This window comes from Snodgrassella sp. W8124, assembly GCF_016100875.1.
GTDB classification, from domain to species: domain Bacteria; phylum Pseudomonadota; class Gammaproteobacteria; order Burkholderiales; family Neisseriaceae; genus Snodgrassella; species Snodgrassella alvi.
Genome location: NZ_JACFRP010000002.1, coordinates 235,341 through 260,716, shown reverse-complemented (window position 1 = coordinate 260,716; position 25,376 = coordinate 235,341). Strand labels below are relative to the sequence as shown.

Annotated in this window: 21 protein-coding genes and 1 pseudogene; 13 read left to right on the top strand and 9 right to left on the bottom strand. The window is 41.1% G+C overall.

All coding sequences use genetic code 11. From position 1 onward, the window contains the following. The first annotated feature begins 17 nt into the window (after positions 1-17). The 4 genes from H3U73_RS09125 (at position 18) to H3U73_RS09110 (ending at position 2,796) form a co-directional block, all read left to right on the top strand. Complete coding sequence (locus tag H3U73_RS09125; protein WP_025331585.1) at positions 18-374, top strand: hypothetical protein; 357 nt, start codon at positions 18-20, stop codon at positions 372-374. Positions 375-961: 587 nt separating this feature from the next. Further along, positions 962-1,507 (top strand): iron transporter, encoded by a 546-nt coding sequence (locus H3U73_RS09120; protein ID WP_025331586.1) that lies wholly within the window; start codon positions 962-964, stop codon positions 1,505-1,507. Between the two features lie 108 nt (positions 1,508-1,615). Continuing rightward, complete coding sequence (locus H3U73_RS09115; RefSeq protein WP_025331587.1) at positions 1,616-1,951, top strand: cupredoxin domain-containing protein; 336 nt, start codon at positions 1,616-1,618, stop codon at positions 1,949-1,951. 14 nt (positions 1,952-1,965) lie between these two features. After that, a complete protein-coding gene (locus H3U73_RS09110) occupies positions 1,966-2,796 on the top strand; it encodes an FTR1 family protein (RefSeq protein WP_198190422.1) in 831 nt (276 codons plus the stop codon). Positions 2,797-2,908: 112 nt separating this feature from the next. Here H3U73_RS09110 and H3U73_RS10770 read toward each other — a convergent pair whose 3' ends face one another. After that, complete coding sequence (locus H3U73_RS10770; protein ID WP_255516570.1) at positions 2,909-3,034, bottom strand: hypothetical protein; 126 nt, start codon at positions 3,032-3,034, stop codon at positions 2,909-2,911. Between the two features lie 139 nt (positions 3,035-3,173). On the opposite strand from H3U73_RS10770, the gene H3U73_RS09105 reads away from it, so the two are divergent. The 4 genes from H3U73_RS09105 (at position 3,174) to H3U73_RS09090 (ending at position 7,992) form a co-directional block, all read left to right on the top strand. Beyond that, positions 3,174-3,992 carry an FTR1 family protein gene (locus tag H3U73_RS09105; RefSeq protein WP_198190421.1) on the top strand — a complete coding sequence of 273 codons (819 nt, stop codon included), beginning with the start codon at positions 3,174-3,176 and terminating at the stop codon, positions 3,990-3,992. Further along, positions 3,979-4,872 (top strand): EfeM/EfeO family lipoprotein, encoded by an 894-nt coding sequence (locus H3U73_RS09100; protein ID WP_198190420.1) that lies wholly within the window; start codon positions 3,979-3,981, stop codon positions 4,870-4,872. The genes H3U73_RS09105 and H3U73_RS09100 overlap by 14 nt, the downstream gene beginning before the upstream one ends. Positions 4,873-4,882: 10 nt before the next feature. Then, on the top strand, positions 4,883-6,172 hold the full coding sequence (gene efeB, locus H3U73_RS09095) for an iron uptake transporter deferrochelatase/peroxidase subunit (protein WP_198190419.1): 1,290 nt from the start codon (positions 4,883-4,885) through the stop codon (positions 6,170-6,172). Between the two features lie 206 nt (positions 6,173-6,378). Next, positions 6,379-7,992 (top strand): phosphoethanolamine transferase, encoded by a 1,614-nt coding sequence (locus H3U73_RS09090; RefSeq protein WP_084551398.1) that lies wholly within the window; start codon positions 6,379-6,381, stop codon positions 7,990-7,992. Positions 7,993-8,088: 96 nt separating this feature from the next. Here H3U73_RS09090 and pepN read toward each other — a convergent pair whose 3' ends face one another. Both pepN and H3U73_RS09080 read right to left on the bottom strand, forming a co-directional pair. After that, positions 8,089-10,731, bottom strand: a complete 2,643-nt coding sequence (pepN, locus tag H3U73_RS09085) for an aminopeptidase N (RefSeq protein ID WP_198190449.1) — start codon at positions 10,729-10,731, stop codon at positions 8,089-8,091. A 156-nt stretch (positions 10,732-10,887) separates the two neighbouring features. Further along, positions 10,888-12,183 carry an MFS transporter gene (locus H3U73_RS09080; RefSeq protein ID WP_084551396.1) on the bottom strand — a complete coding sequence of 432 codons (1,296 nt, stop codon included), beginning with the start codon at positions 12,181-12,183 and terminating at the stop codon, positions 10,888-10,890. A 342-nt stretch (positions 12,184-12,525) separates the two neighbouring features. Here H3U73_RS09080 and H3U73_RS09075 point away from each other — a divergent pair, with 342 nt between their 5' ends. Further along, entirely contained in the window at positions 12,526-13,926 is a 1,401-nt protein-coding gene (locus tag H3U73_RS09075) for an amino acid permease (protein ID WP_084551395.1), read from the top strand. Positions 13,927-14,162: 236 nt separating this feature from the next. Here the strand turns inward: H3U73_RS09075 and H3U73_RS09070 are convergent, their stop codons facing one another. After that, on the bottom strand, positions 14,163-14,948 hold the full coding sequence (locus tag H3U73_RS09070) for a thiazole synthase (protein ID WP_198190418.1): 786 nt from the start codon (positions 14,946-14,948) through the stop codon (positions 14,163-14,165). A gap of 539 nt (positions 14,949-15,487) precedes the next feature. On the opposite strand from H3U73_RS09070, the gene H3U73_RS09065 reads away from it, so the two are divergent. Next, positions 15,488-15,994, top strand: a complete 507-nt coding sequence (locus H3U73_RS09065) for a MarR family winged helix-turn-helix transcriptional regulator (RefSeq protein ID WP_084551393.1) — start codon at positions 15,488-15,490, stop codon at positions 15,992-15,994. Continuing rightward, a complete protein-coding gene (locus tag H3U73_RS09060) occupies positions 15,981-16,628 on the top strand; it encodes a peroxiredoxin-like family protein (RefSeq protein ID WP_078475514.1) in 648 nt (215 codons plus the stop codon). Before H3U73_RS09065 ends, H3U73_RS09060 begins: the two co-directional genes overlap by 14 nt. A gap of 198 nt (positions 16,629-16,826) precedes the next feature. Here H3U73_RS09060 and H3U73_RS09055 read toward each other — a convergent pair. From H3U73_RS09055 to H3U73_RS09045, 3 genes and pseudogenes are all read right to left on the bottom strand, one after another. Beyond that, positions 16,827-17,285: pseudogene (locus H3U73_RS09055) on the bottom strand (YagU family protein). Between the two features lie 435 nt (positions 17,286-17,720). Further along, positions 17,721-17,915, bottom strand: coding sequence for a sulfur carrier protein ThiS (gene thiS / locus H3U73_RS09050; protein WP_037394784.1), 195 nt, complete (start codon positions 17,913-17,915; stop codon positions 17,721-17,723). Next, a complete protein-coding gene (locus H3U73_RS09045; protein ID WP_198190417.1) occupies positions 17,915-19,030 on the bottom strand; it encodes an FAD-dependent oxidoreductase in 1,116 nt (371 codons plus the stop codon). Before H3U73_RS09045 ends, thiS begins: the two co-directional genes overlap by 1 nt. A gap of 169 nt (positions 19,031-19,199) precedes the next feature. On the opposite strand from H3U73_RS09045, the gene H3U73_RS09040 reads away from it, so the two are divergent. Next, positions 19,200-19,472, top strand: a complete 273-nt coding sequence (locus tag H3U73_RS09040) for a DUF3079 domain-containing protein (protein ID WP_084548210.1) — start codon at positions 19,200-19,202, stop codon at positions 19,470-19,472. 817 nt (positions 19,473-20,289) lie between these two features. Here H3U73_RS09040 and pta read toward each other — a convergent pair. Beyond that, complete coding sequence (gene pta, locus H3U73_RS09035) at positions 20,290-21,987, bottom strand: phosphate acetyltransferase (RefSeq protein ID WP_198190416.1); 1,698 nt, start codon at positions 21,985-21,987, stop codon at positions 20,290-20,292. 732 nt (positions 21,988-22,719) lie between these two features. Between pta and H3U73_RS09030 the strand changes: the two genes are divergently transcribed. Beyond that, the gene (locus tag H3U73_RS09030; RefSeq protein WP_157785010.1) at positions 22,720-23,538 is read left to right on the top strand and encodes a PQQ-binding-like beta-propeller repeat protein; all 819 of its coding nucleotides are present in this window, start codon (positions 22,720-22,722) and stop codon (positions 23,536-23,538) included. A gap of 194 nt (positions 23,539-23,732) precedes the next feature. Here H3U73_RS09030 and H3U73_RS09025 read toward each other — a convergent pair whose 3' ends face one another. Further along, positions 23,733-25,148, bottom strand: coding sequence for a hypothetical protein (locus H3U73_RS09025; protein ID WP_198190415.1), 1,416 nt, complete (start codon positions 25,146-25,148; stop codon positions 23,733-23,735). Positions 25,149-25,376 lie beyond the last annotated feature (228 nt).

Sequence of the window (25,376 nt, the reverse complement as noted above, 5' to 3'; positions counted from 1 at the left end):
CAAAGGGAGAATAAACAATGAAACTTCTTGCGCCTGACAAGAATGCGCTATCCACAGCATTGCACGACAATCTACAACTGCAATACCCCTTTGCACTTTATTATATACAACAAACTACATCACTCGGCAGCCAATGGCATAACGAACCAGAGGAAATTACCGAATATACAGCCTATATCCTGTCACCCTATATCATCAAAGCCGACTCAGACTGGCAGGATAGCGGGTTGCTGGTTTTCAAGCCCTGTAACAGCATCATCAGTGCCGAAACCCTGGTATTTTCATTCTGCAAACAGCATAACTGGGAACCCCTGCTCTGGCAAGGGATAGAACCCATAGCACAACAAATATGGCAGGCAGTACACAGAACCTAATCATTTTCTGCTTATAGTAATTTCACCATAGGCAACTATTTTCGATAACTGTTTATTCATACCACCAAACCAGCCCGAACAGTTTTCTACTTCAAACTAACACATACCAATTAAAGTACTATCCGGAATCTGTTCCGGCTGATCATTTCCATAACCAGCGCTATCACAACCACAAGCTTAATTTAACATTACTTAACTTATATATCAATAGTTTGCCTGCACCACAACAGCAAATAATTTAGAAATTCCTCCATCAGTTTTCCGGTTGGTAACGACCAGATTAAGATTGATAACGGCTGAAACCATTTCCAGCCGGCGTTTTCAGCTTTTTTAATCTATATATTTATTAATAAAGGATATATTCAATTGTCAATTTAGATTTGTTATTTATAAGACACTTTTACGGACAACCTCAAAAAATTACTGTTATTTGCACCACAATAAATAACAATAAACACCAGTAAAAAACATAATTTAATTATTTTCTAACATTGGTAAAAGGAGTATATTGATAATCCTTATCAATTGATATGCAGTCATATCTGATTCAATTTGTCTCAATATGAATAAAATAGGGAAATTATAAAATGCTGTTACAAAAAATTGCTATCGCCAGTGCCGCTCTTGTATCAATGGCAGCCTTTGCTCAGGAATACCCCATGGGCAAACCTATTATTAAAAACGGAATGGAAATTTCCGGTGTATATCTGCCGCCTATTACTATGGACACTGATGGCATGGATCACAGTAATATGCATTTGCCGGCCAGCAAATCCGACGTGCACATGGAAGCCGATATTCATGCAACAGAAGGTAATCCTAACGGCTTTGCCGAAGGAGACTGGATTCCCAATCTGAATATAGAATACTCCATTACCAAACTGACTAAAGGCAAATTCGAACATTCAGGTAAATTCATGTCTATGGTTGCCAATGACGGTCCCCACTATGGTGACAACATCAAACTGAATGGTCTGGGCAAATATCGTGTTACCTACCGTATCTCCCCACCAACAGCCAACCAGATGGCTCGCCATATTGACAAAGAAACCGGCGTAGCACCATGGTTCAAACCATTTGAAGTCAGCTGGGATTTTGATTATGCCGGTGTAGGCCGCAAAGGCAGCTATTAATCGCATTTAACTGGCTGTGATCAGGGATTATTCTAGCTTCAACTGGCTGAATAATCCCTTAATTACATTATTACTGCCACAACACCTTTCACTGTAAGAATATCTGTTATGAAAAAATTTCTTCTTATCTTATTGGGTTTATGCAGTCTTATGTTTTCATTTTCAGCCATTGCTGACGATAAAGTCACTCTGGAACTGAAAATGAAAGATGGTGATCTGATTCCCCTGACCCTCAATGCACCAGCCAACAAGATTATTCGCATTAAGGTTACCAATATTGGCAAAGGTCCCGTCGAATTTGAAAGTACCCAACTGGTCAAAGAAAAAGTACTCGCCCCGGGCGCCTCATCAGTGGTCGTCATCGCCCCGAAAAAACCCGGTACCTATATCTTTTTCGATGACTTTCATCTGAATAAGCCCAAAGGGCAGTTAATAGTAAAATAAAAGCAGGAAATACAATGGGACAAACAATTTTTGTCGTCTGGCGTGAATGTTTCGAAGCATTACTGGTTGTCGGCATTATATATGCATGGATTAAACGTAATCCTGACAGTAGTCATGGTATGCGTTATTTGTTTGGCGGTGTCGGGCTTGGTGTACTGATTTCTGTCATACTGGCATTAATCATCAACGGCGTATTCAAAGCGCTTACCGATGACCATCAAACCATGTTTATGATGGGCATGTCTGCTGTTGCCTGCATACTGATTGTGCAAATGGTGTACTGGATGAACAAACACGCCCGAAATATGAAATCATCCCTGGAACAGGAAATGGCACAACAGGTAGCCCGCAATTCATGGTGGGGAGCTCTGTTTATTATAGCCATTGCTATTGCCCGTGAAGGCAGTGAAATTGTCGTATTTCTGTCCGGCCAGATTATGCAGCTGAACAGTCAAAATTACTCCGATTTCTGTCTTGCCGTACTTATCGGCATAGCAGTATCTGCTCTGACATTTTATGCATTTATTCTAACCAGCCGCTTCATCCAATGGAAAAAATTTTTTACCATAACCGGTATTGTCCTGTTATTTCTGGCCATTTCATTATTGCTGAGAGCTGTTGAAGACGGTACCAATATGCTGCTGGAGCATGATGTATCAATTCCTGATTTCCTCATTAGCCCGGCGTGGGATACCTCATACTTTATTGACGATAGCGGTCTGATCGGCAGTTTTGCTTCCTCACTGTTTGCCTACCGCTCCCAGCCAATGTGGATTAGCGTCATTACTTTTGGTGTATTCTGGTTATTAATGGCTATATTGTTTTTAAGGAAAAAATCCAAATAAGGCAAAACCTGCTACATATCTGATTTACTTACTTTGGGCATGTGCCGGTTATTTCTTCAGCATATGATTTACCGGCACCATTTAATCATGATTTGATTGTTTTTATACAGCCTTATCCTTCTCTAGCATTACTGATAATTAGCTCAGGCTGAAAATCATGCCCCAGACACTTAACGCCCTTATCAACCATATCTGTTACTTGCTGCAATATGGTGAATACGAACAAAAGATATGTCACGTTTGTCCCCTGCTGTCACAATAAAAAGTAATCGGCGCAATGCTTCATCAGTTGCTACAATTGCACTGAAAAACCCTGTATAAATTTCAATCGGAACAGGTCTTTAATCAGTTAATTTTAAAATAAAACGAGATATAGAATGGAACAAACCTTTTTTATTGTCTGGCGTGAATGCTTTGTAACACTGATTGTTGTCGGCATTATTTACTCATGGATTAAGCATAATCCGGACAGCAAAAGCGGGATGCGCCATCTGTTTAGCGGCTTGATACTCGGTGTACTGTTTCTGGCAGCAATTATCGGTGGCGTGTTCAGATATATTCCCGATAAAAATCAAAAAATGCTTATGATGAGCATATTGATATTGATTACTTTACTGACATTTTTAGTTGTGTTTTTGATGTTTGAGTTTATCCTGAGCATGGGATCAGCACAGGAACAGAAAAAAGCTCAACAGATGGCACGTTCATGGACAGCAGCCATGTTCATAGCAGCGCTTACCATTGCCTGTGCAGGCAATGAAGTTATTTTATGGTTGTCCGGTCAGATCAGACAGCTGAATAATCCTGATTATACTAATTTATGCCTTGCGGTAATTCTCGGCATTGCAGTATCTGCCCTGACATTTTATCCATTTGTTGTAATTAGCCGCCGCATGCAGTTGAAAAAATACCTTATCATAACCAGTATTATAATGTTAGTTCTGATTTTCCCCTCATATGTCAAAGCAGGTGTATATCTGTCGACACACAATGAACCCCTTCCTGATATTATAATGTGGCCGGCAGTGAAAATCTCACATTTTATTGACAATAGCTTTCTGTCCGACAGCTTTCCTGACTTAATTTCTGCCTATAATTCGCCGCCTGTATGGTTTAGCATCATTTCATTTGTTAGTTTCCTGCTATTAATCGCCATACAGCTCTTCTTAAGGAAAATTTTAAATGACACAGAATAAGTTCTGTACACTATTTATTATTTGCTCTTTACTGGTGCCTGCCATTGCTGTAGCACATGGTTTACGGGCACCAATTATCAATGATTCTAATGCTGTAGTCGCAAAAGGGGATATTCCCACTCCGGAAAAATACCAGTCAGCAATTCGTAATTATCAGCAGGAAGTTGTACTGCAACTAAAAACCACTCAGCAATATCTTAATGCGATTGAGAATGCCTGCAAAAACGGACAGCTGCAACAGGCGCAACAAAATTATATCCGTGCCCATCAGAGTTACGAACAAGTACGGATTATCGTTAAACTGTTTGGTAATGCCGACCAGAATATTAATTCGCGCGCTGATTATTATCTGCAAGGTACCGATGATCCGAATTTCAGCGGTTTTCACCGTTTAGAATATGATTTATTTAAACTCAAAGACCTACAGCAAGCACAGGCAGAAAACAGCAATCTGCAATATGAAATTATTGATTTACAAAAACGTGTAGCTGCCGATGATCTGGATATTGCCAAAATAGTTCAGTCAGCATCCGACTTTCTGGAAATGATTCTGCAAACCAAACTTGCCGGCAAAGAAAATCAGTATAGCCACAGTGATCTGGCCGATATCCATGCCAATGTAACCGGTTCAGCACAAATCATGCACCATCTGCAGAGCTTTATTCCGGCAGAGCAGCGTAAAGCACTGAATCATGGTTACCAGCAGATTTTTGCCATTCTGCAGCATTATCAACTGCCCCAGAACCAATTCCAAAGTTTCAGCCGGCTCAGTCAGACAGATCACGATATCCTGTATTCCTTACTAAGTACGCAGACAGCACGGCTGGCCCAGCTTAGGGCGCAACTAAGTATACGTGTTTATTATAAATATCCTCATTAAGGTTTAAGTTATGTCTAAAAACACCTTCAGACATCAGCCTGTCTCAGCTGCCTCGCCTGAAGACAATCCGGCCAGCACTACGCGACGCAATAGCATGAAAATGCTGCTGGCCGGAGGGCTGGGTATCGCCAGTCTTGGCGCCGTCAAAGCAGCCAATGCGGCCGGCAACTGTACTCATGATTACAATCAGGCCGTTGATTACTGGGGTAGCCATCAGGCCGGCGTAATCACCCCCGACACCAAAGAAGCTATCTTTGTTGTCTTCAACGTTACTGTAAAAAACAAAAAAGAGCTGCAACAGTTATTCCAGCGGATTTCACAACGTATTGCCTATCTCACCAGACCACAAACACTCACAGCAGGAAAAAATGACCAGCTTCCTCCGGCAGAATCCGGGCTGCTTGGTCATAATCTGTCTCCCGACTCACTGACAATTACCCTGGCCGTGGGTGCCAGCCTGTTTGACCAGCGTTTTGGTCTGTCTCAGCTCAAACCCAAAAAACTGATTCCTATGCCCCGCTTTCCCAACGACCGGCTGGAAAAAGCATGGTGCGGCGGAGATTTATCAATCCAGTTCTGCGCCAACAGCCGCGAAAGTGTCATTTATGCCCTGCGCGATCTGATTAGTCATTGTAATCAGTATATGGTGCCGGTATGGAAAATGGACGGATTTCTGCCGGCCAGAGATATCGACAATCACACTACCGCTATTAATCTGTTTGGTTTTAAAGACGGTACCGGTAATGGCTCCATTAGCGATAGCAAACTGATGGATGAACTGGTATGGGTAACCAAGAACAACCAGGAACCGGCATGGTGTCTGGGCGGCAGTTATCAGGCAATCCGTCTGATTCGCTTCAATCTCGAATTCTGGGACAGAACCCCGCTCGAAGATCAGGAAAATGATTTTGGCCGTTACAAAACCAGCGGAGCACCCATTGGTATGCAGCATGAAATGGATGACCCGAAAATGAACAGTGACCCTCATGGCGACCGCATTCTGTTTGATTCACACATGCGCCGTGCAGAACCACGTATTCCTGAACGGCACGTAGCCAAACTGCGCCGGCGCAGTTTCAGTTACTCGCTGGGTGTATTACCCAATGGTCAACTTGATATGGGTCTGATTTTTGTTGCCTATCAGAATGACCTGAAAAAAGGTTTTATTGATACCCAAAACCGCCTGAATGGCGAACCGATGGAACGTTATATCAAACCATTCGGCGGCGGATTTTTCTTTGTTTTACCAGGAATGGCCAAAGAAAATGACTATCTGGGCAGACTGCTGCTTGAGCAATAAATATAAATTCTATATTTGAACTCTTGGTTTATGTTACCATATAGTCTGCATATCCAAATGATAACAAAATACTGAAAGCATTCTATTGTTATTAATTTGTTAAGATTTTCTATAGTATAATTTACATAATTCCAGCTAAATACTGTTTATTAATAAGAATACTTTATATTTAATCTTAATAATTTCAAACATCACCTTAAAATATAATGAAATCATTTATTTATAAAGTATTCATTAGTATCTCATCTCAATTGATACTCAGTACAATCATTTTAATTGCATTGTCTTATCCGATAACATCAGTCAGTATTATTACCAGTTGCTGTGTCTTTTTATTTCTGCAACTGTTTTCCCCAAAAATCTGGAAAATTTACACCATTCTGACTTCAGTTATTATTTTTCTATATCATCCGACAGCCGTCAATTATGGAACACCCAACTTTGGTATAATTGCCTCATTGTTCAGTACAGATGAAAAAGAAACTCTTGAATATATAACCACTATTCATTGGACAACTTATCTGAATTCTCTGTTTTTGGCGACTATACCGTTAATCTCAATGAAACTAAATTGCCGCCCCATTTTACCAAAACTACCTGCCCGTTATTCAGTTATTCCAATAATAATTGTTCTTTTAATTACGGTAAGTTTAACAAAGAAAGAATATTATAAGGATGAAGAATATACTGGATTTCCCTTACATGCCCAGCCATTAGAGTTTTTAGTAGATACGGGTATCAATATTAATTATTATTTAAATGAATTACATAAATTGCATGAAAATCTAAATCAGCCTGATAACTGGAAAATAAATAATATAAAACAAAATTACAAATATTATGTTCTAGTAATAGGTGAAAGTGTTCGTGCAGATTATCTGCATTTATACGGAATGAAATTTAATAATACTCCCTTCCTTGATAAAAATGCAAATTATATAATGGAAAATCTGTATTCTGCCGGACCCAATACGCAAATCTCTTTATCTCATAGTCTGGCGTTAAACAAAAATAATTATAAAGAAGTCAGTATCCGGGATAACGTACTGACCCTTGCTCAAAAAGCCAATATGGATACGATATGGCTATCTAATCAAGGCGCAATAGGTCGTTATGACACATTGGTTTCATCAATAGCAACACAAGCACAAAAAACCTTTTTTTTAAAAAAAGCAATGTATGATTTTGGCAAAAACACCTATGATGATGAATTAATTCAACCTTTTGAGAAATTTCTTTTACAACAGCAAAGTAAAAACAATAATACACTATTTGTTTTACATTTAATGGGTTCACATCCAGATATCTGTGCCCGACTCAGAAACGAACCTGCTCATTATATAAACAATCATACACTGAATTGCTATATAGATACTATTAAAGAAACTGATAAATTACTGCAACAGATTTATCTTACTTTAGAAAAAACCAAGCAACCATTCACTATTTTATATTTTAGTGATCATGGATTATCACACAGTAAAAGTAACGATGCAGATATTACACTCAGACACGGTGCTTCATATTATGAAAACTATCATGTTCCTTTAGTTATAATAAACAGTGATCAAACCACTCAGCTACGAAACAGTGCTCAGCGAAGTGGACTGGAATTATTACAGGGTCTGGCAGAATGGCTGGGAATTTCAAGCACACAATTAACACATCTCCCCGAATTTTTCAGTTCTCAAAACAGCACAAATATTGAAGTATTGTCAGGCGGATCATTACTACAATTTCTGAAAAATCTGGATCATGACCCGTTACCACCGGAATTACGAAATGAAAAATTAAATTCAAATATTACTGAACACCATTAAGTAAAAATTGTTTTTTCATTTTGAAATAAATTATCTGGTATTGCTAAAAAATCGACAATACCAGATAACTTTTTTGAAATAATAAAATTAAAATTTTTAGCCAAAAATTTTATCTACAATTTCACGACTATCTTTGGACAGCCCGTCATGTTTTTGAATCCGCTGTAACTGCTCAGCCATCAAGGCTTTGCGTTGCGGTTCCAGCCGGCCGTACAGATTAAATGCCTGTACCAGACGAGAAGCCACCTGCGGATTAAATCCATCAATATGCAATATATGCTCAGCAATAAAACGGTAACCACTGCCATCGGCTGCATGAAAGTGCTGAATATTACGGCTAAAGCTACCCAGTAAAGAACGTACCTTATTTGGATTTTCTAAGCTGAAAGCGTGGTTCTGCAATGCTGCCTGCACCTGTTGCAGAGTATCCGTACGCTGGCTGCTGCCTATCAGAGTAAAATACTTATCCATGACCAAATCATCATGAGCATGGCGCTGAGCAAACTGGTCTAATAACTCATTACGCTTTGTATCAGCCAAATGATTAATGGCCAGAAGCATTCCGAATTCATGAGTCATATTGGTAGCCCGCTGCGGATACTCGGCAGCAATGCTTTGCAATAATTCTGCTCTGGCCTGTACGCCCCATTGCAGTAAAGTATTGCGCAGGCTGCGAATACCGGCCAGATCAGGATGGTACTCCTGCGGAGCAGCATGTTTACTGTTCTGCTCCTGCTCATCAGCCCACTGACGCCAGTGTGTCAGCGTATCCTCCATACTGCATGCTAGATCCTGCAACAGTGCCTGACGTGCACGAACATACAGCTCGGGATTAATGCTCTGAGCATCTTCCCACAATTCTGCTTCAGCCGGCACTTGCAACAATACTGCCTTATACGCCGGATCAATATCAGCATTCAGTGCTGCCGTAATGGCCTGAGCCAGCGCGGCATGATGTGGTACAGGCTGACCGGCTTCAAGCGCAGCCAGATTTGCCGTAATGGCACGCCGGTACAGAGTTTGTGCTGCCTCCCAGCGGGCAAAAGAATCACTATCATGCGCCAGTAACAGCATTAAATCAGCATCACTATAGGGATACTCCAGTCTCACCGGAGCACTGAATCCGCGCAATAATGACGGTATAACTTCTTGTGTTACATCATTAAAGACAAAAGTCTGTTCAGCCTGATTAAATACCAGTACTGTTTCCTCAACCACAGAATCACTGTTATCCAGCCGGAACGAAACTGGTGAGCCATCTTTACCGATTAAACCGGCTTTTACCGGAATCACCATTGGCTGTTTTTCATGCATATCCGGAGTGGGTGGAATAGATTGCTGCAAATGCAGACTAAATGTACGTTTTTCCGTATCATATTCACCATGTGCTTTAACCTGCGGTGTACCGGCCTGGCTGTACCACAACGCAAACTGTTCCAGATTAACACCATTGGCATCAGCCATAGCCGCACGAAAATCATCACAGGTAACAGCCTGTCCGTCATGCCGCTGGAAATAAAGCTGCATACCTTTCTGAAAACCGGCTTCACCGAGAAGAGTATGGTACATACGTACCACTTCGGCACCTTTTTCATACACAGTCAGCGTATAGAAATTATTCATTTCTTCGTATGAAGCCGGTCGTACCGGATGTGCCATCGGACCGGCATCTTCCGCAAACTGCATACTGCGCAATACCCTGACATTATGAATACGGCGTACAGCTCTGCTGGCCCGGTCGGCTGAAAATTCCTGATCACGAAAAACGGTCAGCCCCTCTTTCAGCGACAACTGAAACCAGTCCCGGCAAGTGACCCGGTTACCTGTCCAGTTGTGGAAATACTCATGCCCGATTACACCCTCTATCGCCTCAAAATCAGCATCTGTAGCTGTATCACTGCTGGCAAGCACATATTTGGTGTTGAAAATATTCAGGCCCTTATTTTCCATGGCGCCCATATTAAAATCACCAACAGCCACCACCATAAAAATATTTAAATCATATTCCAGATTAAAGCGCTCTTCATCCCACTGCATGGCATGCTTCAGCGACTCCAGAGCAAAACCTGCCTTAGCACGGTCTTCCGGACGGGTATAAAATTTCAGCGCCACTTCTTTACCGCTACAGGTAGTAAAACTGCCTTCGAGCACCGCCAGCTTGCCTGCTACCAGAGCAAACAGATAGCTTGGCTTGGCAAACGGGTCACGCCAGCATACCCAGTGACGACCATTATCCAGCTCACCACTATCAATCAGATTACCGTTAGACAGCATAACCGGATACTGTTCTTTGTCACCAATAATGGTGGTGGTAAACTGGCTCATGACATCCGGACGGTCAAAGTAATAAGTAATTTTACGGAAGCCCTCCGGCTCATTCTGGGTATACAGATTATCACCGGATTCATATAAACCCATCAGCGTTTTATTTTGTGCCGGATACAGTCTGGTCGTGATTTCCAGTACAAACTGTCTTTCCGGTACCGTATGAATAATCAGCTTTTCATCTGCCACAGCATACTCATGCGGATATAAGGATTTACCATCTAAAACAATCTGCAATAGTTCCGCACTGCCATCAAGCACACAAGGTTTTTGCGTCTGCTTTGGTACAACAGTCATACGATTGATTACTGTGGTATAAGCTTCGTCCAGAGTAAAAGTCAGATTAATATCAGCCACCGCAAAATCCGGTGCCTGATAATCTTTAAGATAATGAACCACTTTTTCTTCACTCATCATTAACACTCTTTATTCAAATCTGTTTTGGTTATTGTACGACTGCCATCAATACAATCAACCTCATCATGCCCTGTCCGGCAACATAATTATCTTTAAATACGGCCATGTTCGCCGTTCTCAATTCCTGCCGGCTATTAATAGCAGAATTGGCAATTATTGTTCATATTTAACCTGATAACGACCACCGTTATCAGAACCACCATTTTTTTTCAGCATAGATAACAATAAAGAGGCAGCTGCTGATAATGCCATCCATACGGCAACAAAACAGATAACCGGAAAATAACTACCGCAATATACCCGCAGCAAACCACCAAGCCAGGCGGTTAATAAACCGCTAATCTGATGAATCAGAAAAAATGCACCAAAAATAAAGCCTTTATACCGATAACCAAAAATAGAACCGGCCAGACGGGATATAATAATGACGGTTCCCATATAAGTTATTCCGAAAAAAATCCCGAACAGCGGTACCATCACCGGCTCCGGCCACAAAACCAGTGCCAACAGGGTTATACAGCGCACGATATACAGCAGACACAGCAATAAAGGCAGAGATACTTTTTTAGCCACCAGATAACCAATCAGTACACTGCCCACGGTTTCTGCCAGCCCCAGCAAACTCAGTGAAGTACCGGTAAACAGATTGGCGGTTTCATTCTGGCTTAATATTTCCTGTATTGCCGGAACATAATGTACATCAATAAAAATCATTGACGTACCGCAGCCGGAAAAAGCTAAGGCAGACAGCACAAACCGACGGTCCAGATACCAGTAACGGGGTAAAGGTGCGGTAATATTCTGGCTGACCGGCTTAGATTTAGGCTTAGATTTAGATGATATATTTGCAGGCTGCACTATTACTTTTTCAGGCACCCAGATACCTTCCATCCAGTTCAGCAATGCCGGAACAATAGCCAGACAGGCAAATACACCGGCCAGAATAGCACAAAGCATCGGCCATGAGATAAACCCGTCCAGATAAATCCACAGAGGAGACAATATCATCAGACCGGCAGCGATACCGTTAGTGGCCAGCACATACGCAAACTGGCGCCGCTCAGGTATCACATATCTGTCAATCAGAATACTGACCGGTACAAAAGTCAGGGCAGCAACCGCATATGCAGCCAGCAGCAGAAACCCCAGCACAAAAGTCATGAAACTGTTATTAGAGGAAAACAGCAAAAATGCGCAGGCAGCTGCCAGCATTCCCGATAACAGAACATGACCAGCACCACAACGGTCACACAGCTTACCGACTAATGCTGAGTAAATACCTTGCGCAAGGCCAAAAAAACCACCAACCAGAGCCATTGTTTCAATACTCACAGCATAATGATCTACCAGACTGGTAAAATAAACCTGATAAACCCCTTTTATTGCTGTGCTGATAAACATCACAATAAAACCATAGCCCACCACTAATCCGGTCTGGATTGCGCGCATGGACAAGCTCTCCTTCCTTATTTATCTGTTATTATGTCTTTTTATACCGGTCTAAAACCGGTAACACCATCACCTTAATACAACAGCCTCTCATTCTCAACAACTATATTCAGATATTGCCGGCAACAACAATAAACTGTGATAAAGTATTACAAATTCGAACCGGTATGTACCGGTAAAAATGCTTATATCAATGAATGTATATAAACATAGTGATGAACCAGTCTGTGGTTAGCAGCATATATATTTATCATAATTAACTTTATATCAACGTATACACTTCTAAAAATAAAACCATGTTTTCTATTTTTGTTTTGTTTTCCAGTCTGTAAAGGATACACCATGAGCCGACCACCTGAGTTAAAACGCACACTGAAAAACCGACATTTACAATTGATTGCTATTGGTGGCGCAATCGGCACCGGTCTGTTTATGGGTTCAGGTCGAACGATCAGCCTGGCCGGACCATCTGTGTTGTTTACCTATATAATCATCGGCGCATTTCTGTTTTTTGTGATGCGTGCCATGGGTGAATTACTGCTGCACAATCTGCATTACAAATCTTTTGTCGATTTCACTACCGATATCTTGAATCCGACTGTAGGTTATTATGTCGGCTGGTCATACTGGTTTTGCTGGGTAGTGATTGGTATGGCAGATATTGTAGCGATTACCGGTTATACTCAGTTCTGGTGGCCGGAAGTGCCATTATGGCTGCCCGGCATTATCTGCATTGCCATCCTGCTGGCGCTGAATCTGTTATCGGTCAAACTCTTCGGCGAACTGGAATTCTGGTTTGCCCTGATTAAAATTCTGGCGATTCTCGCACTTATCGGCTGTGGCGGCTATTTATTACTAACCGGCTTTACCAGCCCCAGCGGCATTCAGGCTAAAATCAGCAATTTATGGTCTTACGGCGGTTGGATGCCTCATGGCTGGTCAGGTTTTTTTGCCGCATTTCAGATTGCTATCTTTGCTTTTGTCGGCATTGAGCTGGTCGGTACCGCTTCAGCCGAAACAGATGATCCAAATACCACCCTGCCGGCTGCCATTAATAAAATACCGGTGCGTGTCATTATTTTCTACGTACTGGCACTAACCATTATTATGACGGTTACCCCGTGGAATATGGTCGCCCCCGACCGCAGCCCGTTCGTCAATATGTTTACCCTGATTGGCATCAGTGCTGCGGCCACTATTATTAATTTTGTTGTACTCACCTCTGCACTGTCTTCCGCCAACAGCGGTATGTATTCTACCGGCCGTATGCTGTACGGTCTGTCAAAAAACGGTGTTGGTCCGAAGGCTTTTGCGCAGCTGTCCGCCAACGGAGTGCCGCAAAACGGTCTGTTATATTCTTGTGCTCTGCTGCTGATTGGCGTTGTTCTGCTTTATGCGGAAGGCGACGTAATGAAAGTATTCACGATTGTCACCACCGTATCCAGTATTTGCTTTATTTTTGTATGGGCAGTCATTCTGATTGCCTATCTACGCTACCGCCGGCTTTATCCTGAAGCGCATGCGCGCTCAGTTTACAAAATGCCTCTGGGTATACCCATGTGTTATGCCTGCCTGATATTTTTCGTTTTTGTTCTGTACCTGTTCAGTCAGGATAAAGATACGCTTACCGGTCTGATCGCCACACCAGTGTGGTTTATTCTGCTGACCATGTTCCTGCCTTTATATCGTCAGCAACTGAAAAAACGCATTACCTATACCGATACAGACCATCTGAATCATTAATACCCAAAAATCTGTCCTGTTTAATTACTATCTGCATCAATTAAACAGGACAGAATAATTAATAAAAGACCTAAAGCTTATATACGCTTTAGGTCTTTTATTGAATACTAATCTTAATCAGTTTGCTGCTCTTCAATTCAATATGTGGGAGAATTCTCCTTATCCGGCAACTGTTAAGCAAGAACCGCTAAGCCATTTCACACAAACTCAGTATTCAGTGACAAATGAAAACATAGTTAAGCATAGTGCCAGAAAGGCTGTCCGACCTGAGGTGTAGAGGCTTGTGCATTGTCTCTCGGTACTACCGGATCCGCTTCATAAGCCATTCTTCCTGCATTAATAGCCAGTGCAAACGCTTCTGCCATCATCACCGGCAAGCCACTACGTGAAACCGCGGTATTCAGCAATACCCCGTCAAAACCCCACTCCATTACTTTTGCCGCATGCGAAGGTAAGCCTAGCCCTGCATCGACAAGCAGAGGAATATCCGGTAAGCGTTCACGCAGGACATGCAAAGCATATTCATGTACCGGTCCCAGACCGGTACCAATCGGTGCAGCCCATGGCATCAGTGCCTGACAACCGGCATCCAGCAAGCGACGGCAGGCAATCAAATCTTCAGTACAATATGGCAGTACCTTGAAACCCTCTTTAATCAGGATTTCGGCTGCACGCACCAGCTGAAATACATCCGGCTGCAAGGTATCATCATCACCAATCAGTTCAAGCTTAATCCAGTCTGTCTCAAATACCTCGCGAGCCATCTGCGCAATTGTTACCGCCTCATCTACACTCAGACAACCGGCAGTATTAGGAAGAATCGGTACAGCCAGCTCCTGCAACAATCCCCATATACCCTGCCCATGCTCTGCCGAAGTTGCGCTCTGCCGGCGTAAAGCAACCGTAATCATAGCCGGCTGCGCTTTCCTTACTGCCGTACGCAGTACTTCGAGTGTGGGATAAGCAGCAGTGCCTAACAACAAACGACTATTAAACTCTTCATCATAAAGTTGTAAAGCCATATTCACTTCCCCCGTTAACATAAAAAATAAAAATCTTCTAACTACAAGCTATAAAGGCAAACTGCACAAAGTATTTATACTTTATAACAAAAACAATAACTTTTCACTTATTTTCACCTAAAACGACATTTGTTATTATTACCCGGCGCATATACATCTAATTATCATAATTAACATTTTTATTTTAAATATCAAAGCACCGCACACATAGCTTTTATCATGATAGGAAACAAAAACCCTGTGTAATAAATGTCATGGTAAATATCAGTCCTAATAAATGAAAACGTTTGCAGCTTCTCTTTCTGCCGGCATGGTTACGACAATTCAATTTATCCTAGACATCAAGCAAAAAATTTCAGAAATATCTAAGAAAACAAATAAATTCTTAATTACTACAACCATCCGGAAAACAGCAAACACAACCATTCATATCAATTTACCATAACAATACAATTCTGAAATTATTGACAATAATTTTCCTAGTCTATACTATAATTAATAAATAGTAAGGTCACTAACTAATTTATAGAAATAACCGTATGCAACTTAAAAACCGTTATTTATCCTTTTGTAACGTTCTGGAAAAAGAAAAAATTGCAGATCTGGATAAAATTAAGACATGCTTTACTCTATTATCCGTTGCAAACACTATTGATATTGAATGCGCCAAACGTCTGCAGCAATTTCATTTATCCGAAAGCAGGCTGATTATTTTAGTATTGTTAAAAGAATACCCTGAGCTGTCATTACAAGAAATTGCTAAATTATTAGGCATAACCAAAGCATCAACAACAACACTAATCAGCTCATTAGTTAATGAAAAACTGATTTCAAAAAGAACTGCCAGTCAGGATAAAAGAATTTCCCTCGTCTCATTAACTGATACCGGCACTAAACTGGTTAAAGAAATTCTGCATCAGCACAGCCAGTGGATAGAAAAAATAACCCAAAATTTATCTGCTGAAGAATTAACGATATTTAAAAAAATTCTGCAACAAATTCATCAAAACGTTTCACAACAGGAAAGTCATAATGAAAATAATTGAAGAACTAAAATCAATACAGCAAGATATGTTTACCCAGTTACCTGCAGAAGTATTGAATGTAATGGGAAATTCATTATCAGAAATGCTTACGCAGAATTTAGATTGCCATGCCATAAAAAGCGGAGATACCGCACCAGATTTTTCTCTGGTAGCGCCAAATAATCAAAAAATCGAACTCTATAAATTACTGGAAACAAAACCAGTCATTCTCAGTTTTTTCCGGGGCAGCTGGTGTCCGTTTTGTGTTAAAGAATTAGAACACTTTAACCAAAATCTGAAATTAATCCTCGATACTCAAGACGTTCACTTTATCGCTATTTCTCCGCAAAAACCTGATATCAGCGCTCAATTAATACAGGAACACAATATTAATCTGACTATTTTATCGGATACGGGTAATCAGATAGCCAAACAGTACGGTCTGGTATTTACCTTACCTGAGAATGTCAGAAATTTATACAAAAACTTAGGTGCAAATCTGCCTGATTTTAATGGCGATGACAGTTATCAGCTGCCCATACCAGCCACTTATATTATCGACCAAAATAAAAAAGTTATCTTTTCCTATATCAATGTCAATTACATGGAAAGAGCTGACACTTCGGAACTAATCAAAGCACTGAAAAAAGATTAAGCCTGCCATCATCATGATTTCATCCATCACAAAGCACCAAAGCCAGCAGGCAGAAGTGCTTAACATAATGCCCGTGCATGTCTGTATCATCAGGAATAGCGGCTAAATAATATTTTCCCGATTGTTACAGATATACACGGGCATCGTATCCGGTCTTAAGCATATAAGCCGGTACATCATGCATAAATCAGATGAGTTTTACTGAAACTCCGGATCCGGTTTTTCGGTCAGGCGGTTACGCAGATCGCGGCGGAAGATTTCAATTGTCCACATCCATAATAGCGTACCAACAAGTTCAGAAAACAATTCATCAAACGGCAGATTCCATGGTGCCGGAGATAAATTCAGCACCGGCAGCATAATACCGTGAAACAGAATAGTTACACCAATACCAAAAGCCAGACCCTGCCATAATTTAACTTTAGGAAAAATTTCAGCAGCTATACAGTAAATAATAGCTCATACAATTGAAAACAGAATATGTATGGTACTACCACCCCAGTTCACTACCTGATCTGAATAGGTGTAAACCATGCTGTGAATATCAATACCCATATCCTGAATCATCTGAATGGGCGGTGCTATACGATCCGGGGTTCGTGGCGGCATTATTCCTTCCGTACCTGATTTCACAAATGCAGAAACCAGACCGCCCATAATACCGGCAAAAAAGGCTACACCGTAATTGCGACTGGATGGTTGTGTGCGAGTAAACAGATTAGACATAATTATTTCCTCTTAATGTAATAATGATTACTGTTTTTTTCTATTAATTAACCCAAAATTGGGGTCGCAAGTGTAAATGCATATTTAATGCTAAATCAAGTAAATTTACCCTCCGAATATCTTTCCAGCAGAGCATAAATAACTGTTTAAAAATCTGAATGGCTGTTTAATCAGCAATATACTGATTTTGTATACTGGAAAATCCATATACCCCTCATCGAATTTTCACTGCTCAAATCACCAATTCATTTACAGATAAACAAAGTAAATTATTCTTCCCGGCAGGTATAAACCGGCTGTTGCCAGATAAGCAAAAACCCTGTATCAAACAGGGTTTTCAAAATAAAACATAACTACCAGCGGGTACTACCCGCCCACTACCGGTCTGACAATATCCACTTTATCCTGCGGCTGCAACTGATAAACAGAATATTGTTTTTTAGATACAAAACAAGTATTTACCGAAACCGCAAATGGTGATTCCGGCATCAGCTGCTCCAATAGATCAGCCACAGTATTACCATTAAAATCAATTACATCATCATTAACACTAATATCCATTAATCTGTTTCTCCATTGTCATTTTCCGGTAAAACATCAATATGATAGCGTGCTGGAGCATCCGGAATGGATTGCTGCTGCATTAAGGCCTGTAATACCCGTACTGTCGCAATACTTACTGCCGGCGAAATCATAAAACCGTGCCGGAACAGACCATTTACAGCCACTACATGATTTTGCTTATCATAACGTATTTCTGGGCTTTCGTGATTAAGTGTCGGGCGCAGTTCAGCCATACTTTCCAGAATCCTCGCCTCACCGAATGCCGAATGAACAGTATGCAAAGCAGACATCAGTTCCAGACCGCTGCGCACACTCAGATTACTGTCATCTTCACTTTCAATCTGTGTAGCACCGATAACAAACAACTTATTCTGTTTGGGTGCAATATAAATAGGATAGCGCGGATGCAATATCCGTACCGGACGATTAAGCTCAATATCAGGCGCATAAACCCGCAGCACCTCTCCCCGTACCCCGCGCAGACGGCTATGACCATGGCTATTCCAGTTACTTTTGCCGCCATAGCCGCGGCAATCCAGCGTCCAGTGAGCCAGACCGGCACATTCAGCCAGATCACTGCTCTGCTCCCAGTGACAGCTAACCTGCTTTTGCTCGAGCACATCGGCCAGAGCCAGTAATGTCTGGCGATTATCCAGCTGCCCCTCGGTCGGTAAAAACAATCCCTGCTTAAAACGACCGGCCAGCTGTGGTTCATGCTCACTGATTGCCTGTTTATCCCACATCTGCCAGACGCTGTTATCCTGATGGGCACGCTGCAAGTGATTAGTAAATTGCTTTGCTAAGGCACGATCCTGCGGATGCCATACAATCAATGAACCATTTTGCTGCATAAATACCGGTGTCGGAAACGAATCCACCCACTGGCGCCAGATGGGCAGACTGGTATAACCCAGTTGTACCACAAGCGGCGTTGCTTCTACTGCCTCGGCTGTAGGTGCCAGCATAGCTGCCGCTGCAAAAGCAGCAGCACCTTCACCATTACGTTTACCGGCATTAAATAATATTACTTTACAACCCTGCTCTGCCAATAACCAGGCAGTCAAACGTCCCAATAAACCGCCTCCCAGCACTGCAACATCATATTGTTTCATCGTGCACCCATTTTTGTTGACTAGAATCTGTATTCAATTTCAGTCTGCATCCGGTACCATCAGCACCTCATCCAGACAAAATATTACAAGGTTTTCATTTAACCGTTCCTTGAATAAAACTATCTTAGCAGGTATAACTTCATATCAATCGTCACAAGTATGCATCATCATGGCCAAGGTTTTTCCGTTACACCCGAAACATCCCGAACGAATCTGCTGGGGTTGTGATAAATATTGTCGTGCTGATGATTTGCAATGTGGTAATGGTTGCATCCGTATTCCGCATCCCTGCGAAGATTTCGGCGAGCAATGGTATCTGGACGGAGACTGGTCCGGCTTGCTTTCAGAAGCACAGCGCGAACAGATTGCCGCCGCCGGTAAACCCTCTTTACCAGAAGAGAAACCACATAAACCGCATATCAAACTGGCGTTAAAAAAGTAAGCTGTCCTTAATGTAACAGCAAATACACTTACCTGTCAGAACCCATGTCGCAAAAAAACAATTTCTTTAATCCAGCTCATAAATTTGAAACACAGCAGCATGTGGTGCACATCATGCTAAGTTAATTCAGCATGAACCGGACTGACCATTAAACTAAATTTATGATTAAAAATCATATTGATATATTTCAAAACCAGATAAAAGATTGAAAACAGACCGGAAAAATTACCACGCTATCCATATTACAGAAAATAGTGGCTGTGCAATACACAATAGAAATGATTCCGAATGACGATATTACAGTATAAAAACTGTATTCTGGTAAAATTCCAAACCTGTATATATTATATTTATTTAAAATAGTAGATTCTTTCAGATAAACCAATACCTGAAACAATATTGCAAATAGTGACCAGCAGCAGACAGCAACCAAGCCGGCATGTGCGCACAGAAATGGTTCTTAGTTCAAAATAACAGCAGATAAAAATAAAACGCCTGCAAATATCTGCAGGCGAGTATTTAATACCGTAATATTTCCTCTATCTTTAAATTATGCCTCTGTATTCTTGGCTTTTTTCAGATCATCGTCTGTGTAATAGACTGTAATTTATGAATTCAATTTTGACAATAGTTTGTAAATATATAGCACCAAAAGACAACAATCTATCTTTTTATAACTAAAATTAGAAATAATATTTCTCAAAAGAATAGATTTATTAAAAGTTATTACCAAAAATTAAAAACAGACAAATGATATTACTATCATCTGTCTGCTGTATAACAAAATTACAATGCCTGCGGGCTTGTAATATCTTGCCTAGTTCATCTGTACTGCCTGAATTGCCGTCAGTGCAATGGTATACACAATATCTTCAATCAGGGCACCGCGTGACAAATCATTTACCGGTTTATTCAGCCCCTGCAACATCGGACCGACACTCAGCACATGTGCACTGCGCTGTACTGCTTTGTATGTAGTGTTACCCGTATTCAGATCTGGGAATACAAATACAGTTGCCTGACCGGCTACCTTGCTGTCCGGTGCTTTCTGTTTGCCCACACTTGGTACGCTGGCAGCATCATATTGTAAAGGACCGTCAATATGTAAATCAGGACGTTTTTGCTGTGCCAGTTTGGTTGCTGCGGTAACAGTTTCAACATCAGGACCACTGCCGGACGAGCCAGTAGAATATGAAATCATCGCTACTTTGGGTTCAATACCGAATGCTTTAGCAGAATCGGCAGACTGAATAGCAATATCAGCCAGCTGTTCGGCTGTAGGATTCGGATTAACAGCACAGTCACCATATACCAGCACCTGATCCGGCATCAGCATAAAGAATACACTGGATACCAGACTGGCCCCCGGCGCAGTTTTAATCAGCTGCAAAGCCGGACGAATAGTATTGGCCGTTGTATGTACAGCACCGGATACCAGACCGTCTACATCACCGGTAGCCAGCATCATTGTGCCCAGAACTACCGTATCCTGTAACTGTTCAGCAGCCTGTTCCGGAGTCAGACCCTTGCTCTTTCTCAGTTCGACCATCGGAGCAATATAACGTTCACGGATACTGTCAGGATCAATAATTTCCAGAGATGCAGGCAAAGTAATGCCTTTAGCCTGAGCCACTGCTTCCACTTCTGCTTTTTTGGCCAGCAGAACACAACGGGCGATACCTTTATTTTCACAAATTGCAGCCGCAGCAATGGTACGCGGTTCATTGCCTTCAGGCAGAACAATGCGTTTATTCGCCGCACGGGCACGTGCCATCATCTGATAGCGAAACGCTGCCGGTGCCAGATGTGTTGCTACAGGTTTCGCCAGTTCGCTACCCAGCACATCTGCATTTAATTGTGCCGCTACTGCTTTAGCAGCTTCCTGTGCCTGTGCAACCTGTACATCTGCTGGTACAGTAACCAGACCGATACATTCCAGCTGCTTACCATGTTTAGCCAGTTCAGCCTGAACATCCGCCGCAAAACCGGCAGATGGTACATTCTGTGCATCAGCAGTTAAAATAAATCCACTGATTTCAGTATGTCCGTGTGCATAATCATGCAAAGTCAGTTGTAATTGCGCAGCCACCGCCGCTGCTGTCTGACCGGCCACTGCTGCGACCAGAACTACCCGGGCATTCAGTGCAGCCGCAATTTTCACATTCTGTGCCGGCAGATATGTACGGCCTGCTTCAGGTATTGCACCTTCAATAACAACAACATCATGTTTAATTTCGTCCATCTCGTGGAAAGCAGCAACAAATTCTTCTACTACATCATCTGCTTGTCCCTGATATACACGTTCATCCAGATTACTCAGCGACTGCGGTACCGGTAATTTCTGATTCAATACAACCTGTACAAGTTCAGATGTATTATCCTTAGCCACATCTTCAGCAATTGGTTTAAAGTACAAAGGCACATGACCTGTTTGTACAAATACCTGCGCCACGCCCAAACCTACAGCAGTTATATTTGTCTGAGTTCCTGTCGGCACCAGCAAAAATTGTGACATAAACATCCCTTTCATTTAAATTACACTAGCAGCAAATACTGCACTTATCTTATCGTTAACGATTATAATTTACTTCGCTGCGCTATATTATAAGTTACATCAACTTTTGCATGAAAAAACATAAGCCGGCCGGATATTGCAACCACTAACCAAGTCATAAGTCATTATCTGCTCAATTATTTCCTGCCTGAATCAGGCAGCAGCACCAGCACAGCATTACTAATTTTTACTCAAAAATCATTATAAAAAACATTAGTTTGAACTAATAAAATCATCCAAATCTGTCAAATAACTGTATATGTTTATTTTTGCTATTGCTGAGTTTCGCCTTTGATATTTATTTTATATCGCTAATTTCGTATTTCTGTATTTTCTGTTTTTTATATACGCTTTTGATAGGCTTTATTCATGCATTATTTGGACATTTAAATTTTAGAGAATGATGATGGCAAATTATGAATCATTTATTTCTGACTCTTGCCCAGAAAATAGCTATACCGGCTTTCGCTTTAAGTAAGCCATAGCATTGCAGAAAAAAAAGCTAAGCAATTTTTGCTTAGTAAGCTTAAGCATGAATAATGGCCATTAGTAATTTCTCAGCTATTCTGAGTGTTATGGTGTTCACATTTCTTTAGCTTTTAGCGGGTACTCATGATGAAAAAACTCTCCTTATATACCATTGTTTTTGCTTGTCTTGCTTTATGTACTTTATATTTATACGGAAGGAGCAATATGGTCAGCTCAACAACCGGAGCAACTGCATCCAATACGTCAGCAAATAATACTACCAGAGCAGCTGCATCCAAAATATCAGCAGATAATACTGCCGGATTAACCACCGTAGCAGCTTCTTTTGATGCGCCCACAGGCATTGCTTTTGATAGCTCAAATGCCATGTATGTTACCAACTGGTCTGGCAATTCAATCACTAAAATAACCGCGGACGGTGAGCGTAAAACTATTTATTCCAATATTTCTTCTCCTGCCGGTATTGTAATTGATGCAGAGGATAATATTTACGTATCATCATACAGTGATGACTATATTCTCAAAATAACTGCTGACGGCAAAGCTGAAAAAATTTCTGATGGCTACCATACTCCGACAGGTATTGCTTTTTCCAATTCTGGAAATTTACTGATTACCAACCGCTCCACCGGAGAAATTGTGTCTCTTGATTTAAACAACCGTCGCAAGGAAATTATTGCACGCGGTCTATCCACTCCGGTTGGTGTAACACAGTTACCGGATAACAGTTTGGTTGTTTCCCAGTATAGTGGTCGCCTGACCTTAATCCGCCCGAATGGTCAGCAAACAGAGCTGGGCAAAGACTTCAACCGGCCGGGAGTAGGTATTGTCACCGTTTCGCCAAATATGGTTGCCGTGATTGATAATGGTGCTGATATGGTACGCACAGTTGATATTAAAACCGGGACTGTACGTAAATTAGTTACCTCTTTACCAGGAGCAGTAGCATTGGCTTTACATAATAATCGCTATTACATAGGTACATGGCAGGATGGTACTGTTTATGCTTTTAATCCTAAATAGTTCAAACTAGACATTAGTTTCAATAAACTGTTCAAACCAGTTTCTAAAACAAAACCTGAATGGCTTTTCATTCAGGTTTTGTTTTTACATAAGCATCTTTTAATCATCAGATACTGATCCGGAAATTTCCTGATCACAGAATTGTTACATATGTATTTCCAGCTATCTGACAAATAAAATAGTTTTTTAAACAACTATAGATTTGCCAGTGCTCTGCTCATTTCAGTAAAGTCTCCGCGCATCTGATACCACAGATTACTACGTGCCTCACTAAACTGCTCTTCACGACTAAGCAATGTACCTTCCGTAAATGCTGTGTATTTTCTGGGAACATGTCCGTCAAACCAGTAATAAGTTTGCGATGAAGTACTTTTTCCTCTATAGCTACGGTTTAATTCATATAGTCCACTGGTATGCACTTCAGCATTCATCACCGCTTCATTAATCGTCTTCACACTATATTGTTTGAAATAAAAATCTTCATAAACAGATTGCTCAACCATATTACCATTTTCATCAGCTACCTTTTTTGTACCCACTTTCAGATTTTCATATTTATCATCCGTCTCAATATTATCCTTATACTGCTGAAAATGACCGCGGGTCATATTTACATCAATCACCAGATTAGCCGATCCAGGGCTGTTTACAAAGCTGACATAGCTTGCCTGGAGTATGGAACGTATCTGGTAGGCCAGATAGTCATTTCCGCGGATAAATATCTGTACCTGTCCTTTTTGTTCATATACACCTGCCTGTCTGGTAGAATCTTTATAGGTGTTACCATAAGGACTATATACATCACTGGCCACACGGAACAAAGCCGCTGCCTGCCGGTATTCACTCAGTAGTCTTGCTTTGCGCACAATACCCTGCGCTTCCTGATAGTGACTTTCCGCTTCAGCAGTACGCCATTTTTTTTCATAAATAGCAGCTAATTTGGCACTGTCCTTATAATTGCCCAAAGGCAGATAAACATCATGAGCTTTGCGGAAATTATTCGCTGCCTCTTTATAATTTTTGTCTCTGACATTAGCCTGTGCTTCAGTGTAATATTCCTGAGCAGCAGTTTTATAATACATGTTCTGATTATCATCAGCGCGCTTTTTAATATCCTTATAATTAAAATACTCATAGCCCTGACGGTATAATTTAGCCTTGCGCAAATAATCTGCACTGTTTGAAGCTACAATTTCATTAGCCTGCTGATAAAACTGTATAGCCAGAGATTCTTTCAGACCATCTACTGTATACAGACTTAAATATTTTTCAATATAAGTGCTGTAACTTTTATCTGCCAGCTCAGTTTTCATCGCCAGTAACAGCTGATAGCTTTTAATCCGTAAGTCATAATCAGAAACGGTAGCCTGTTTAATATTTTTTTGCGCCATTTCCACTAAACCGCTAACAGTAACCTGCAAATACAGAATATCCTTGTCCTTCCATGGCTTATTCTTTTGCTCAAGCTTCTTAGCCTTAGTGTTGAAATTATTAGCCAGAACCTTCACTCCGCCTACATAATCACCGGTTTTGAACTTGTCCTCCGGCTTAACCGGTAATGTACAGCTTGCCAGCAACAGACATAAAAAGACCAGTAAAATTTTTTTCATTTTTCGATCTCCAGAGGCGCGAAAACAGGCGCATGATAAAATACAAAAGGCGCATATTAACACTCGTTAACAAAACAGACAAATGCCTTTACTTTTATCCTGATTTCATTCTGTGCATAACATCATCCCACCGTCGCAATTTCAGTATACCTACCTGAATGATTTATAATTAAGTTAAAATAGAACCTGCAAACAGCATTAAAACATTTAAACTGATAATATATTGCC